Origin of the sequence: Pseudomonas sp. BN411 (genome assembly GCF_029871235.1) — a bacterium.
Classification (GTDB): Bacteria; Pseudomonadota; Gammaproteobacteria; order Pseudomonadales; family Pseudomonadaceae; genus Metapseudomonas.
In genome coordinates this window covers 47,602-62,610 of the sequence record NZ_SSOM01000082.1, presented here as the reverse complement: position 1 = coordinate 62,610, position 15,009 = coordinate 47,602, and the positions used below count along the sequence as shown (strand labels likewise).

Annotated in this window: 14 protein-coding genes; 8 read left to right on the top strand and 6 right to left on the bottom strand. The window is 65.1% G+C overall.

Annotation, left to right across the window (positions count from 1 at the left end):
- Positions 1–4 precede the first annotated feature (4 nt).
- The 6 genes from E8F06_RS25170 (at position 5) to E8F06_RS25145 (ending at position 4,818) form a co-directional block, all read left to right on the top strand.
- Positions 5–649, top strand: a complete 645-nt coding sequence (locus E8F06_RS25170; RefSeq protein WP_280372027.1) for an alginate O-acetyltransferase AlgF — start codon at positions 5–7, stop codon at positions 647–649.
- A 138-nt stretch (positions 650–787) separates the two neighbouring features.
- Positions 788–2,230 carry a mannose-1-phosphate guanylyltransferase/mannose-6-phosphate isomerase gene (locus E8F06_RS25165; protein ID WP_280372026.1) on the top strand — a complete coding sequence of 481 codons (1,443 nt, stop codon included), beginning with the start codon at positions 788–790 and terminating at the stop codon, positions 2,228–2,230.
- Between the two features lie 106 nt (positions 2,231–2,336).
- Positions 2,337–2,801 (top strand): multidrug transporter, encoded by a 465-nt coding sequence (locus tag E8F06_RS25160; RefSeq protein WP_280372025.1) that lies wholly within the window; start codon positions 2,337–2,339, stop codon positions 2,799–2,801.
- A 159-nt stretch (positions 2,802–2,960) separates the two neighbouring features.
- Entirely contained in the window at positions 2,961–3,791 is an 831-nt protein-coding gene (locus tag E8F06_RS25155; RefSeq protein ID WP_280372024.1) for an SDR family oxidoreductase, read from the top strand.
- Positions 3,792–3,891: 100 nt separating this feature from the next.
- Entirely contained in the window at positions 3,892–4,260 is a 369-nt protein-coding gene (locus tag E8F06_RS25150; protein ID WP_280372023.1) for a hypothetical protein, read from the top strand.
- Positions 4,261–4,281: 21 nt separating this feature from the next.
- On the top strand, positions 4,282–4,818 hold the full coding sequence (locus E8F06_RS25145; protein ID WP_280372022.1) for a GNAT family N-acetyltransferase: 537 nt from the start codon (positions 4,282–4,284) through the stop codon (positions 4,816–4,818).
- A gap of 7 nt (positions 4,819–4,825) precedes the next feature.
- Here E8F06_RS25145 and E8F06_RS25140 read toward each other — a convergent pair whose 3' ends face one another.
- A complete protein-coding gene (locus E8F06_RS25140; protein ID WP_280372021.1) occupies positions 4,826–5,146 on the bottom strand; it encodes a cupin domain-containing protein in 321 nt (106 codons plus the stop codon).
- Positions 5,143–6,048, bottom strand: a complete 906-nt coding sequence (locus E8F06_RS25135; RefSeq protein ID WP_280372020.1) for a DMT family transporter — start codon at positions 6,046–6,048, stop codon at positions 5,143–5,145. Before E8F06_RS25135 ends, E8F06_RS25140 begins: the two co-directional genes overlap by 4 nt.
- A 148-nt stretch (positions 6,049–6,196) precedes the next feature.
- Between E8F06_RS25135 and E8F06_RS25130 the strand changes: the two genes are divergently transcribed.
- Complete coding sequence (locus E8F06_RS25130; protein WP_280372019.1) at positions 6,197–7,069, top strand: AraC family transcriptional regulator; 873 nt, start codon at positions 6,197–6,199, stop codon at positions 7,067–7,069.
- Here E8F06_RS25130 and E8F06_RS25125 read toward each other — a convergent pair whose 3' ends face one another.
- From E8F06_RS25125 to purL, 3 genes are all read right to left on the bottom strand, one after another.
- Entirely contained in the window at positions 7,070–7,387 is a 318-nt protein-coding gene (locus tag E8F06_RS25125; protein ID WP_190827349.1) for a YqfO family protein, read from the bottom strand.
- A 156-nt stretch (positions 7,388–7,543) separates the two neighbouring features.
- Positions 7,544–7,804: a CDGSH iron-sulfur domain-containing protein gene (locus E8F06_RS25120; RefSeq protein WP_280372018.1), complete on the bottom strand. Its 261-nt coding sequence runs from the start codon at positions 7,802–7,804 to the stop codon at positions 7,544–7,546.
- Positions 7,805–8,142: 338 nt separating this feature from the next.
- Entirely contained in the window at positions 8,143–12,039 is a 3,897-nt protein-coding gene (purL, locus tag E8F06_RS25115) for a phosphoribosylformylglycinamidine synthase (RefSeq protein WP_280372017.1), read from the bottom strand.
- 166 nt (positions 12,040–12,205) lie between these two features.
- On the opposite strand from purL, the gene mltF reads away from it, so the two are divergent.
- Positions 12,206–13,669 (top strand): membrane-bound lytic murein transglycosylase MltF, encoded by a 1,464-nt coding sequence (gene mltF / locus E8F06_RS25110; protein WP_280372016.1) that lies wholly within the window; start codon positions 12,206–12,208, stop codon positions 13,667–13,669.
- A gap of 58 nt (positions 13,670–13,727) precedes the next feature.
- On the opposite strand, the gene E8F06_RS25105 is transcribed toward mltF, so the two are convergent.
- Positions 13,728–14,984 (bottom strand): amino acid permease, encoded by a 1,257-nt coding sequence (locus tag E8F06_RS25105; RefSeq protein ID WP_280372015.1) that lies wholly within the window; start codon positions 14,982–14,984, stop codon positions 13,728–13,730.
- Positions 14,985–15,009 lie beyond the last annotated feature (25 nt).

Below are 15,009 nucleotides of genomic sequence, written 5' to 3'. Positions count from 1 at the left end.
CCTCATGAACCGACAGAACAACCGCAGCTGGACGTCTTATGCCTGCGCCCTCGTGCTCGGCCTCGGCGCCCTGCAGGCCCAGGCAGATGAAGGTGGCCTGTACGGCCCGCAGGCGCCCAAGGGCTCCGCATTCGTCCGCGCCTACAACGCCAGCAGCAGCGAGCTCAGCATCAACGTCGGCAACACTGCGCTGAACGACGTACCTCCGCTCGGCTCCAGCGACTTCAAGTTCCTCCCGGCGGGCAACTACAGCGCCCAGGTCGGCAGCAGCAACCTCCCGGTGAAGCTGGAAGCCGACCGCTACTACACCCTGGTCAACCAGACCGGCAAGAACCCGCAACTGGTGGAAGAACCGCCCTACACGAACAAGCAGAAGGCCCTTCTGCGCGTGCAGAACCTGTCCGACGCGAAGCTCACCCTGAAGACCGCCGACGGCAAGACCCCGGTCGTCGAGGATGTGGCTCCGCAGGGTCGTGGCGAACGCGAGATCAACCCGGTGAAAGTCGGCCTCGCCCTGTTCGATGGCACCCGCAAGGTCAGCGACCTCAAGCCCATCTCCCTGCAGCGCGGTGAAGTGGTCTGCCTCTACATCACCGGCAGCGGCGGCAAGCTCTCCCCGGTCTGGGTCAAGCGCCCGGCCGAATCCTGAGGCCAGGCCTCAACGGAGCGAGAACCGGCGCGGGATGAACCGCGCCGGTCATTACCCGCCACGCAGAGGGCGGGAAAGAAAGAAATGTGATCGATGGAAGCAGTGCCCTCAAACCATGACAGTTCTAGGAGAAACACCATGATTCCCGTGATCCTCTCTGGCGGTAGCGGCTCTCGCCTCTGGCCTCTTTCGCGCAAGCAGTATCCCAAGCAGTTCCTCGCCCTCACCGGCGATCAGACCCTTTTCCAGCAGACCCTGCTGCGCCTGAACTTCGACGGCATGCAACAGGCCGTCCTGGTGGCCAACCAGGATCACCGCTTCATCGTGCAGGAGCAGCTCGACGCCGTCGGCATCCAGGCCCAGGCCATGCTGCTCGAGCCCTTCGGCCGCAACACCGCGCCGGCCGTGGCGATCGCTGCCATGCAGCTTCTGGCCGAAGGCCGTGACGAGCTGATGCTGGTGCTTCCGGCCGACCACGTGCTGCGTGACCAGCGTGCCTTCCAGCAGGCCCTGGCACTGGCCACCATCGCCGCCGAGAAGGGCGAGATGGTGCTCTTCGGCGTTCCCGCCGAGCGCCCGGAAACCGGTTATGGCTACATCCGCAGCAAGGCCGATGTCCGCCTGCCGGATGGCATCAGCCGCGTTGCCGAGTTCGTCGAGAAGCCGAACGAAGACCTGGCCCGCCAGTACGTGGAGTCCGGCGACTACTTCTGGAACAGCGGCATGTTCCTGTTCCGCGCCAGCCGCTTCCTGGAAGAGCTGAAGCACCACGACGTGGACATCTACGACACCTGCCTGCTGGCCCTGGAGCGCAGCAAGCGTGACGGCATCGCGGTGAGCATCGACTCGGCCACCTTCGCCTGCTGCCCGGACAACTCCATCGACTACGCGGTAATGGAGAAGACCGAGCGTGCCTGCGTGGTGCCGCTCTCCGCCGGCTGGAACGACGTGGGCAGCTGGAGCTCCATCTGGGAAGTGCACGACAAGGACCAGGACGGCAACGTCACCAAGGGCGACGTGGTGGTGCAGGACAGCCATAACTGCCTGGTGCACGGCAACGGCAAGCTGGTATCGGTGATCGGCCTGGACGACGTGGTGGTGGTGGAAACCAAGGACGCCATGATGATCGCCCACAAGGACCGCGTGCAGGACGTGAAGAAGCTGGTCAACAAGCTGGATGCCGATGGCCGCAGCGAAACCCAGAACCACTGCGCCGTGTACCGCCCCTGGGGTTCCTACGACTCGGTGGACATGGGTGGCCGCTTCCAGGTCAAGCACATCACCGTGAAGCCGGGTGCGCAGCTTTCGCTGCAGATGCACCACCACCGTGCCGAACACTGGATCGTGGTCTCCGGCACTGCCCAGGTGACCTGTGACGAGAAGGTGTTCCTGCTCACCGAAAACCAGTCGACCTACATCCCGATCGCCTCCGTGCACCGCCTGGCCAACCCGGGCAAGATTCCGCTGGAGATCATCGAGGTGCAGTCCGGCAGCTACCTGGGTGAAGACGACATCGAGCGTCTGGATGACGTCTATGGCCGCGCGCCGCAAAGCGCGACGGTGCACAGCATCGCCCGCTGACCTGTAGGAGCCGGCTTGCTGGCGAAGGGGCGACCTTTCGCGAGCAAGCTCGCTCCTCGGTTATAGGCACTCTTGCTAGCATGGAAGGCCTCAAGGAGGTCTTTCCATGCTGATTGGCGCCGTTCTCTTCCTGACCTGGCTGATCCTGCTGCTGCGCTACCCGGCCAAGGCCCTGCCGCTGTCCCTGGCGGCCGTCCTCGGCGTGGCCCTGATCGCCCTCTGGGTGCTCTGGGAAGAACGCGGCACGGAACGCCGTTTCTCCCGCCTCGATATCCAGCTCTCCTACGCTCCGCAAAGCTGCCCCTCCGACCGCCCGCTGTCGATCCAGGTACGCAACGGCGGCGACGCGGTCCTGCGTGATTTCGCCTGGCAGGTACAGGCCTTCCGCCCCGGCGACACCATCAACCTGGCCCAGCCCAGCTACGAACGTCCGCGCTACCTCGGCCCTTCCGAACTGCAGCCGGGTGCCCAATGGCAGGACTGCCTCGCCCTGCCGCCCATTCGCCAGGGTTATCGCGCACAATCCCTGGAGTTTCGCGCCGCCAATCTGCGTGGCACATTCGTCGACTGAACCAAGAGCACCCTCTCCCCCGGCCCCTCTCCCGCAAGCGGGAGAGGGGAGACAAACAACCCGCGCAAACCTCGACGGTGGCACGGACGGCTCCCTCTCCCTACAGGGAGAGGGCTGGGGAGAGGGTGAACCGGACGCCACCTCTGCAAAGGACTCGAGATGCCCACCCCCACCGCCCTGATCACCGGTTGCTCCAGCGGCATCGGCCGCGCCCTGGCCAACACCTTCAAGGCCGCCGGCTACAGCGTCTGGGCTACCGCCCGCAAGGCTCAGGACCTGGCCGCGCTGGAAGCCGCCGGATTCACCGCCGTTGCACTGGACGTCAATGACCAGCCCGCAGTAGCGGCCCTCGCCGCGCGCCTGGAGCGGGAGGAAGGCGGCCTCGACGTGCTGGTGAACAACGCCGGTTTCGGCGCCATGGGGCCGCTGCTGGACGGCGGCGTCGAGGCCCTGCGCAAGCAGTTCGACACCAACGTCTTCGCCCTGGTGGACGTGACCCGCGCCTGCTTCCCGTTGCTGCGCAAACGCCGTGGCCTGGTGGTGAACATCGGCAGCGTCTCCGGCGTGCTGGTCACCCCCTTCGCCGGTGCCTACTGCGCCTCCAAGGCGGCCGTGCATGCCCTCTCCGATGCCCTGCGCCTGGAACTGGCGCCCTTCGGCATCGACCTGATGGAAGTGCAGCCCGGCGCCATCGCCTCCAGCTTCGGCGCCAGCGCCACCCGCGAGGCGGAAAACCTGATTGCCGAGGGTTCGCCCTGGTGGCCGGTGCGCGAAGGCATCCGCGCCCGCGCACGCGCCTCCCAGGACAATCCCACCCCGGCCGAAGACTTCGCCCGCACCCTGCTTGCCGCGGTGCAACGCAAACCGCGCCCGTCGCTGGTACGCATCGGCAACGGCAGCCGCGCCCTGCCCCTGCTGGCACGCTGGGTACCGAGATCGCTGCTGGATCGGGTGCTGAAGAAGCGCTTCGGCCTCGGCGTCGAGTTGTGACGCCCCCGTAGGTTGGCGCCGAGCGCAGCGAGGCCCAACGCGACGTGCGTTCATGGCCTCTCAGCTAGAGTTATCCCCGTCCCGGTCCCGAGGAACCACCATGTCGCTCCCCATGCGCTACGCCGTCGGCGGCGTGGCCCTGACCATCGTCCTGAACCTGCTCTTGCGCAGCTTCGCCAAAGTTGGCGGCATTTTCGCCACCCTGCTGATCGCCGCCGCCACGGCCGCCCTGCTGGCCCTGGCCTTCCGCTTCATCCAGCACCGCGCACCGGAACCGGGCGAGCGCTGGCGCATCGTCCTTGGCTACGGCGGCCTGCTCGGGCTGCTATACCTAGGACTGCTGGCGATGATGACCTTGCAGGACACTCCCAGCCCCATGGGCGTCCTGCTGTTGCTGGTGCATTACCTCTGCTATCCGGTAATGGCCGCATTGCTACTGTCGGAACGGGTGTTCGCGAGATTCCGCTGACGCCCCACAAGGATGTCCACGATGAACTACCGTCCCCTTCGCGTACCGGCCGACAGCGACCGGCTCGCCGCATTCGATGCCTCCTACTGCACGTCCCATATCTGGCGGGTCGAGGCCGATGGCCTGGCCCTGCGGCTGGTGGAGGAAGCGCTGCCCGAGCCCTTCCACAAGGCCTATGACGCCAGGGGCTTCCCCGATGACGTGGCCGATGCCGACTTCGCCCTGGCCGCCGAGGCCCGCGACGGCAGCCTGGCCGGTTTCGCCTGCGTGCGCCTGGTGCCCTGGAACCGCAGCGCCGAATTGAGCGCGCTGTTCGTGGCACCAAATCACCAGGGCCAGGGAATCGGCCGGGCGCTCCTGGGCGGTGCCATGACCTACGCACGCAGCCAGGCAATGCGCTGCCTGTGGCTGGAAACCCAGACCAGCAACCACCCGGCCATCGGCTTCTACCAACGCGCCGGCTTCACCTTCTGCGGCCTCAACACCATGCTCTACGACCCGACCGAGGTGGCGCCTGAAGAGGTCGCGCTCTACCTGAGCCATCCTCTCAACGGTTGAAGTCGGACTAGACACTGCCCTCCTTCTCGATCACCAGAATGCGTGCCGCTCCCTTGGGATGGGCGACATGCTCGCAGCCGATTCCGGCGTAGAAGATATCCCCCACGCCCAGCTGGACCCGATGTTCTTCTCCCGCGTCCCGGTAGCGCATTTCCACCTCGCCATCCAGCACCACGAAAACCTCCTGGCCATCGTTGACGTGCCAGATGTAGGGCTGGTCGGTCCAGTGCAGGCGCACCGTGGTGCCGTCGAGGTTGGCGATGTCCAGCGCGCCCCAGGCTCTGTCCGCAATGAAATCGCGGCTGCGCACCACTTGCCCGGCGCTCATACGCGGCCCGCCGTGGCAGTGGCAGGCATGGCCGGCTTGGGCTTGCGGAACACCAGTACGTTGCCGGCCATTACCAGGGCCAGGCCGAACAGCGCTGGCAGGGTCCACTGGTAGCCCTCGACGAAGGCCGAGATGTTCAGCGCCACCACCGGGAACAGCACGGTGCAGTAGGCGGCGCGTTCCGGCCCCATGCGGCCCACCAGGGTCAGGTAGGCGGTGAAGCCGATCACCGAGCCGGGAATGGCCAGGTAGAGCAGCGAACCGATGTAGCGGGTGTTCCATTCCATGTCGAACGACGTGCCACTGACCAGGCACCAGGCGCTGAGCATCAGGGCGCCGTAGAGCATGCCCCAGGCATTGGTGGTAAGCGGCTTGAGACCGGCCTTCTGCTGCAGGCTGGAGAGCATGTTGCCGGCGGAGAAACACAGGGTGCCCAGCAGGGCCAACCCCAGGCCGATGAAAGTTTCACGGCTGGCGCTGTGGTGCGAGAGCTCCGGCCAGAACAGCAGCCCCAGGCCGAGAAGGCCGAGGCCGCCACCGGCGAGCACGTTGGGCGCGATGCGCTGGCCGAAGAAGATGCGTGCATTGAGGGCGTTCCACAGGGTGGCGGTCGAGAACACCACGGCGATCAGGCCGCTGGGGATCCACTGGCTGGCGGTGTAGAAGCACATGAAGTTGACGCAGAACAGGCACAGGCCCTGGGCCAGGCAGATCATCTGGGCGCGGCTGTCGAGCTTCTGCAGGCGGCGGCTGAGCAGCAGGATGGCGAAGAGCACGGCGGCGGCCAGGGCAAAGCGGTAGGCGATGGAGGCGGGAATGGCGACGCTGCCCATCTGCAGCTTGATGGCGATCCAGGTGGTGCCCCAGATCAGGACGGTGAGCAGATAGAGGGACAGGTTCATCACGGTGACTCCGGTTTCGATGGAGCCAGTCTCCGCTCGCCCCCTCTGCCCCGCTTGCACAAACTTGCGCTTATCTCGTCGGGAGACTGCCCGCGCGAATCCACGCGCGTTAGCATGGACCCCATTCGCCAACCGGCCGGCCCTGCCCATGTCCCTGCTCGAACAGAACCAGGTATTCCAGTCCCTCAGCAGTTCGCCCAACGCTCGCCTGGAGCATTGCGCGGAGCTGGGCGATGGCCTGGGCGCGGCACTCTGGAGCAACCACCACGACGCCCGGGACTACCAGGGGCCGAAGGTGCACACGCTGTCCTGCTACCTGGCGGGCGGCACCGGCACCTTCCGCCGCGAGCGTCCGGATACCAAGGGCGCGCCGGACAAGCTGTGCATCCTTCCCGCCGGGCATGAATCCTCATGGGTGATCAACGGTGAAATCCGCCTGGCACACCTCTACTTCAGCGCCGAGCACTTCGCCCAGGCCGCGGTCACCTTGCTGGATCGGGAACCCCGTGAATTGCAGCTGCGCGAACGCACCTTCCTCGACGATCCGCAGCAGGCGCGGAACTTCCGCCAGCTGATCACCCTGGACTGGGATGAGCCCGCCGAACGCCTGCGGGCGACCAGCCTGGCCCACGACATGATCCACCACAGCCTGCTGACCCAGGTCGGGATGCGGGATGGCCTGCGCCTGAAAGGGGGACTGGCACCGGTGCTGCGCCGGCGCCTCATGGAGTACATTGAGAATCGCCTGGCCGAGCCGATCAGCCTGGGCGAACTGGCGACCTTTGCGGCGCTGTCGGAATATCACTTCGCGCGGATGTTTCGCGAGAGCTTCGGCATGCCGCCGCACCAGTACGTGCTGGCGCGCCGGCTGGAGCGGGCGCGCAAATTGTTGCGCGATGGCGAGTTGCCCCTTGGAGAAATCGCCCTGGCCTGCGGCTTTGCCAGTGCCAGTCACTTCAGCAATCGCTTCCGCGCGGCGGTGGGCGCTACGCCGGGGGCCTACCGCGCGGCGTTTCGCTGATCAGAACACCAGGTCGGAGAGGCGCCAGACCTCGAAAGCCGGAGTCTCGTAGGGATGGGCCTTCTTCAGAGCCTTGACCGCTTCGTGGATCAGTTCGTCGGCGACGACCATTTCCACCTTCCATTCGGCTACATGCTCGACGGTGCCGGTCTGGCCCAGGTAGGGACTGCTGCCCTCGAGCGGACGGAATTGACCCTGCCCGAGCGCCTGCCAGCAGCAGCTGTCATAGGCACCGATGCGCCCCCCGCCCGCTGCGAAAATGGCTTTTTTCACAGGTTCCAGATGGCTCTCCGGAACGTAGAAACACAGCTTGTACATCGGGTTCTCCGCGTGGATCCAACGACGGGTTCATACCCAGCAATGATGGCACTTTGACGCCATTTTACCGAGGCCCTGTTCACATACGCGAGTTGGACCCATGGTGCGCAAAAGCGTTCTCCACGGGAAAGTGCATCTGGCGATAAAGGTGAAGCCCTACTCACCTTTCCAGAAGCGCCGCCAACGCTGGCCAAGGCTGGGGGTAGGCGGGCTGTGGCTGCCATCGCACCAGGGCAGCCTCGCGGACTGGCCGCAACGACAGAGCAGCAGGCGCTGTTCGCGGCGGGCGGTCAGGCTGAAGCCGTCGGCGCAGTCGGGCGGGCAATCGGGCAATCGTTCCGAACGGCCGCAACGGCAAAGGCGACATTGATCGCCGGGTTGCAGCAGGCGGACTTCAGGAAGGATCGGGTCCGGCATGGGCGCGGCTCGGAAACGAAAAAGGCGGGAGAAGAGTGCCTTCTCCCGCCTTTTACTGTCGATGTCCGAGTGGGCCAATTACTAGGAGATGGCTGAAACAACCCTCTCCCGCCCTTCGGGCACCCCGCTCTGCGCCCCGGCCTGATCGCTTCGCGCTCAGGCGCTCATCGGCACTGGAAGCAGTGCTTCCAAAGACGTGCCGATGAGCCCCAGAAGGGAGAGGGTCATCAGATGGCCTTCGGCCTTGGGTGTCCCGAGCGGGCGGGAACCACCCTCTCCCGCCCTTCGGGCACCCTCTCCCCAGGGGGAGAGGGCCATCAGATGGCCTTCGGCCGCTTTTAATCCACCCAGACGCGGGCGTTGCGGAACATACGCATCCAGCCGCCGTCTTCCTGCCACTCGTCCGGGCGCCAGGAGTTCTGCACGGCGCGGAACACGCGCTCCGGGTGCGGCATCATGATGGTCACACGGCCGTCGCGGCTGGTGAGACCGGTGATGCCACGGGGCGAACCGTTCGGGTTGGCCGGGTAGGTCTCGGTGACCTTGCCGTGGGTATCGACGAAGCGCATGGAGACACAACCGGACAGGTCGGCTTCCAGCAGCGCCTCTTCGCTCTCGAACTCGGCATGGCCTTCGCCGTGGGCGATAGCGATCGGCATGCGCGAGCCGGCCATGCCACGCAGGAAGATCGAGGACGACTCCTGCACCTGGACCATGGCCACACGGGCTTCGAACTGCTCCGAGCGGTTACGCACGAAGTGCGGCCAGAACTCGGTGCCGGGAATCAGCTCGTGCAGGTTGGACATCATCTGGCAACCGTTGCACACGCCCAGGGCAAAGCTGTCCTTGCGCTCGAAGAAGGCCTGGAAGCCTTCACGGGCACGGGTGTTGAACAGGATCGACTTGGCCCAGCCTTCACCGGCACCAAGCACGTCGCCGTAGGAGAAGCCACCGCAGGCCACCAGGCCCTTGAAGTCTTCCAGGCTGACGCGACCGGCAAGGATGTCGCTCATGTGCACGTCGATGGCAGAGAAGCCGGCGCGGTCGAAGGCGGCAGCCATTTCCACCTGGCCGTTCACGCCCTGCTCGCGGAGGATCGCCACCTGCGGACGCACGCCCTTCTTGATGTAGGGCGCGGCGATGTCCTGGTTGACGTCGAAGCTGAGCTTGACGGACAGGCCGGGGGTGTCTTCTTCCAGCAGTGCGTCGAACTCCTGGTCGGCGCAGTCGGCGTTGTCACGCAGACGCTGAATCTTGTAGCTGGTCTCGGACCACTGGCGCTGCAGCATGCGGCGCTCGCCGCCGAACACGGCTTCGCCATTGAAGCTGATGGCGACGTTGGCGCCATTGAACGGCTGGCCGATGACGGCAACGCAATCACCGAGGCCGGCGGCGCTGAACTGGGCCAGCACTTCCGGCGTGGCGTCCTGGCGAACCTGGATGACCGCACCCAGTTCTTCGTTGAACAGGACGGAGGTCAGGCCTTCACGGTTGTCGGCCAGGGCGTCGAGGTAGAGGTCCAGGCCGCAGTGACCGGCAAAGGCCATTTCCAGCACGGTGGCCAGCAGGCCGCCGTCGGAACGGTCGTGATAGGCCAGCAGGTGGCCATCGGCGTTCAGGCCCTGGATCACGGCGAAGAAGGCTTTCAGGTCTTCGGCGTCATCAACGTCCGGTACCTGCTGGCCGATCTTGCTGTAGACCTGCGCGAGGATGGAGCCGCCCATGCGGTTCTGGCCACGGCCGAGGTCGACCAGGATCAGGTCGGTTTCGCCCTTGTCCAGGCGCAGCTGCGGGGTCAGGGTCTTGCGCACGTCGGTAACCGGCGCGAAACCGGTGACGATCAGCGACAGCGGCGAGGTGACGGACTTGTCCGCGCCTTCATCCTGCCAGCGGGTCTTCATGGACATGGAGTCCTTGCCCACCGGGATGGTGATGCCCAGCGCCGGGCACAGTTCCATGCCCACAGCCTTGACGGTGTCGTACAGGCGAGCGTCTTCGCCCGGGTGACCGGCAGCGGCCATCCAGTTGGCGGAGAGCTTGATATCGCCAAGCTTCTCGATCTTCGAGGCAGCCAGGTTGGTGATGGTTTCACCCACGGCCATGCGGCCGGATGCCGGCGCATTCAGCAGGGCCAGCGGAGTGCGCTCACCCATGGCCATGGCTTCGCCGGTGTAGACGTCGAAGCTGGTGGCGGTGACGGCGCAATCGGCCACCGGGACCTGCCAGGGGCCGACCATCTGGTCGCGGGCCACCAGGCCGGTGATGGTGCGGTCACCGATGGTGATCAGGAAGTTCTTGCTGGCAACGGCCGGGTGGTGCAGCACACGGCTGACGGCTTCCTCGATGTCCAGTTCGGCGGCGGCGAAGTCATCGCCCAGCTCAGCCTCGCGGCTGACGGAGCGGTGCATGCGCGGCGGCTTGCCGAGCAGGACTTCCAGCGGCATGTCCACCGGCTTGTTGCCGAAATGGCTGTCGGCCACGGTGAGGTGAGGCTCTTCGATAGCCTCGCCGACCACGGCGAACGGGCAGCGCTCGCGTTCGCAGATGGCCTTGAAACGCTCGAAGTCAGCAGCGTCCACGGAGAGCACGTAACGCTCCTGGGACTCGTTGCACCAGATTTCCAGCGGGCTCATGCCCGGCTCGTCGTTGGGCACGGCGCGCAGTTCGAAACGGCCACCGCGACCACCGTCGTTGATCAGTTCCGGCAGGGCGTTGGAGATGCCGCCGGCACCCACGTCGTGGATGAACTTGATGGGGTTTTCCGAACCCATCTGCCAGCAGCGGTCGATCACTTCCTGGCAGCGACGTTCCATTTCCGGGTTGTCACGCTGTACGGAAGCGAAGTCCAGGTCGGCGGAGCTGGCACCGGTGGCCATGGAGGAAGCTGCGCCACCGCCCAGGCCGATGAGCATGGCCGGGCCGCCGAGAACGATCAGCTTGGCGCCGATGGAGATTTCGCCCTTCTGCACGTGCTCGGCGCGGATGTTGCCCATGCCGCCGGCGAGCATGATCGGCTTGTGGTAGCCGCGCACTTCTTCACCGTGGGGGGTATCGATGGCCTGCTCGAAGGTACGGAAGTAGCCAGTCAGGGCCGGACGGCCGAACTCGTTGTTGAACGCGGCGCCGCCCAGCGGGCCTTCGATCATGATGTCCAGCGGGGTGACGATGCGCTCGGGCTTGCCGTAGGGCTTTTCCCAGGGCTGTTCGAAGCCGGGGATCTGCAGGTTGGAAACGGTGAAACCGGTCAGGCCAGCCTTGGGCTTGGCACCACGGCCGGTGGCGCCTTCGTCGCGGATCTCGCCGCCGGAGCCGGTGGAGGCGCCGGGGAACGGAGCGATGGCGGTCGGGTGGTTGTGGGTTTCCACCTTCATCAGGATGTGCACGGGCTCCTGGGTGGCGCCGTACTGACGGGTCGCCGGGTTCGGGAAGAAGCGGCCGGCGGTGGAGCCCACGATCACCGAAGCGTTGTCCTTGTACGCGGACAGTACGCCTTCACGGTTCATCTCGTAGGTGTTCTTGATCATGCCGAACAGGCTCTTCTCCTGTGCCTGGCCGTCAATGTCCCAGCTGGCGTTGAAGATCTTGTGGCGGCAGTGCTCGGAGTTCGCCTGGGCGAACATCATCAGCTCGACGTCGTGGGGGTTGCGGCCCAGGTCGTTGAAGCTCTTCACCAGGTAGTCGATTTCGTCTTCGGCAAGCGCCAGGCCCAGTTCGACGTTGGCCTTCTCCAGGGCAGCGCGGCCGCCACCGAGGATGTCCACGGCGGTCAGCGGCTTGGGCTGGGCGTGGCTGAACAGGCCGGCGGCCTCTTCCTGGCCGGCCAGCACCAGTTGGGTCATGCGGTCATGCAGGGTGCTGGCGACGAGTTGTGCGTCGGCATCGCTGATCTCGCCGGCCACGTAGTAGGCGATACCGCGCTCCAGGCGCTCGATCTTGGCCAGGCCGCAATTGCGGGCGATGTCGGTGGCCTTGCTCGACCAGGGCGAGATGGTGCCGAAACGCGGTACCACCAGGAACAGGCGGCCGCGGGGCTCCTGCACCGGAACGCTGGGGCCGTACTTGAGCAGGCGGGCCAGTACTTGCTCTTCCTCCCCGCTGAGTACGCCAGTCACTTCGGCGAAGTGGGTGAACTCGGCGTAAAGTCCGCTGACGGCGGGGACCTTTTGGGTCAATTGCTCGAGCAGTTTGCCGTGGCGAAAAGCGGAAAGGGCGGGAGCACCGCGCAGGATCAACATCTTCGGGACAGCCTCTGGGGAAGGGGTGTGCTTGGAGGCCGTGCATTCTAGCGCAAAGCGCCGCATTCCGGCACCTCTGAAGGTGCCTCGTGTCGCCTGAGAGCTAGCAGAGAAGATGCCCCCTGTCGAGATATGGCGCCCGCCAGGCTTTGCGTATACTCCGTGGATGCTAAATCGACACGTGTTCGGCACACGTCGGGCTTTTTGGGCCCTGGCTACCGGATTCTTCCTGATGCTCGTCGGCTGCAAACAGCCCACTACCCTCGAGCGCATACAGGAGGAGGGTGTGCTACGCGTGATCACCCGCAACAGCCCGGCCACCTTCTTTGAAGACCGCAACGGCGAGACCGGCTTCGAATACGAATTGGTCAAGCGCTTTGCCGACGATCTGGGCGTCGAGCTCAAGATCGAGACCGCCGACAAGCTGGACGACCTCTATTCCCGCCTGGGCCAGGCCAATGGCCCGGTGCTGGCCGCCGCCGGCCTGGTGGCCAGCAATGCGCGCAAGGAAGAAGTGCGCTTCTCCCACTCCTACCTGGACGTCACCCCCCAGGTCATTTACCGCAACGGTGAACGCCGCCCTACCCGCCCCGAGGACCTGGTCGGCCGTCGCATCCTGGTGCTCAAGGGCAGCAGCCACGCCGAACAGCTGGCGTCGCTGAAGGCCACCCTGCCCGAGCTGAAGTACGAGGAATCCGACGAGGTGGAAGTGGTCGACCTGCTGCGCATGGTCGACGAAGGGCAGATCGACCTGACCCTGGTGGATTCCAACGAACTGGCGATGAACCAGGTCTACTTCCCCAACGTGCGCGTGGCCTTCGACCTGGGCGACGCCACCAGCCTGGCCTGGGCCATGGCGCCCGGCGAGGACGACAGCCTCTACAACGAGGTCAATGCCTTCCTCGACAAGGCCCGCAAGGATGGCACCCTGCAGCGCCTGAAAGACCGCTATTACGGCCACGTCGACGTACTCGGCTACGTCGGTGCCTACACCTTCGCCAAGCACCTGCAACAGCGCCTGCCCAAGTACGAGCAGAACTTCCGCCAGGCTTCGCAGAAGAACGAGGTGGATTGGCGCCTGCTGGCGGCCATTGGCTACCAGGAATCCCTCTGGCAGCCCACCGCCACCTCCAAGACCGGCGTGCGCGGCCTGATGATGCTGACCGAGGGCACCGCCAAGGCCATGGGCGTATCCAACCGCCTGAACGCCAAGCAGAGCATCCACGGCGGCGGCAAGTACTTCACCATGATCAAGGACGGCCTCTCCGACGACCTCAAGGAACCGGACCGCACCTGGTTCGCCCTGGCCGCCTACAACATCGGCATCGCCCACCTGGGCGACGCGCGCAAGCTGGCCGAGGCCGAGGGCCTGAACCCGAACAAGTGGCTGGACGTGAAGAAGATGCTGCCACGCCTGTCGCAGAAGCAGTGGTACCGCAAGACCCGCTATGGCTACGCCCGAGGCGGCGAGACAGTGCACTTCGTGCAGAACATCCGCCGTTACTACGACATCCTCACCTGGGTGACCCAGCCGCAGATGGAAGGCAGCCAACTGGCCGAGAACGCCACCCACCTGCCTGGCATCAACAAGACCCGCCCACCGGAAAACCGGCAGGACGAAAAGCTCTGAGCCGTCATTCCGGCCACAAAAAAGCCCGCATCGAAGCGGGCTTTTTCATTTCAGGCGATCACCAGCCGGACGGCAGCAGGTTCAGCGCGCTGCAGATGGCATAGGCGGCGCTGGCCAGGTAGATCATCACAATGAACACCTGGATCAGCGGATGGGCGATCCAGCCACACTGCCAGGCCGGTTGCAGATCGCCATGGCGACGGGCGGATCGCAGCATGAGGATCGGCATGATGGACAGGATCACGCCACTGAAGGCACCGGCGAAGTACAGCGCATTAACGAACCCGACCATGCCGCTGTAAGCCAGCAGGAAGGGCGGCACGCACACGATTCCGAGTACCAGCAGGCGGGTCTTCGGCTGGTGCTCCGGGCCGAGCTTGTGGAACTTGTCGAAGATGTTGGTCAGGAAGCTGCCACCCAGCCCCCAGTAGGAGGTCAGCATGGCGCAGAGGGCGAAGGTGTTGGCGGTGTAGAACGCCCACTGTCCCAGCGCCTGGCCCCACGCCAGCGTGGCGACTTCGGTCTGGTTTTCCAGCCCGTTCAGGGAAATCACTGACATGGGCACGATCGCCAGCAGGCAGAAGGTCACCAGCATGCCTGTGATCACTGCCTTGGGCAGTTGCGACGGAGCATGGCTGAAGCCACGGGCCATCTCCGGGACTATGTACTGCGCGGAGAAGCAGAACACCGCGATGTTGAATACCGGAACCATGTAGATCCAGTCACCTTCCAGCAGGCGGGCGACGTCGGTGTTCTCGTTGACCAGGGTCGCGACCACCAGCACGACGATCATGCTGACCATGCCGATACTGATGAATTTTTCGCCCTTGCCGATCGCGCCCAGACCGAGATAGAGCACCAGCGCCGCCGGCAGGAAGAACAGCACGCTACCGAGCGCCGGGCTGATACCAAGGAAGGCACTGAGGATCTTGCCACTGCCGCTCATATAGGCGATCAGGGCACCGATGCTGTTGACCGCAACCGAAAGGAAAATCGCCCAGGCACCGAACGACCCCACGTAGCGCTGTGCAAGACCGCTCAGTTGGTTGTGGGTACGGGTCCGCAGTGCGGTTTCTGACACATACAGCATGGAAATGGTGGTGAACACGCCCGCCACCGCGAGCCACAGCAGCAAGGGCATGAAGCCGGCCTTGCGGCTGGCATAGGCCATGGAGAGCACGCCTGCCCCAATATTGGTGCCTACGATCATGGCGACCGCTTCAAGGAAGCTCAGCCGATGGACCGCCAGCCCCGACGAATCGACTGGCTCCGCCCCAACCTGATCCTGATAAGACTGGACCCTGGTTTCACTCATAACAGCACCCTCAACAACACATTCT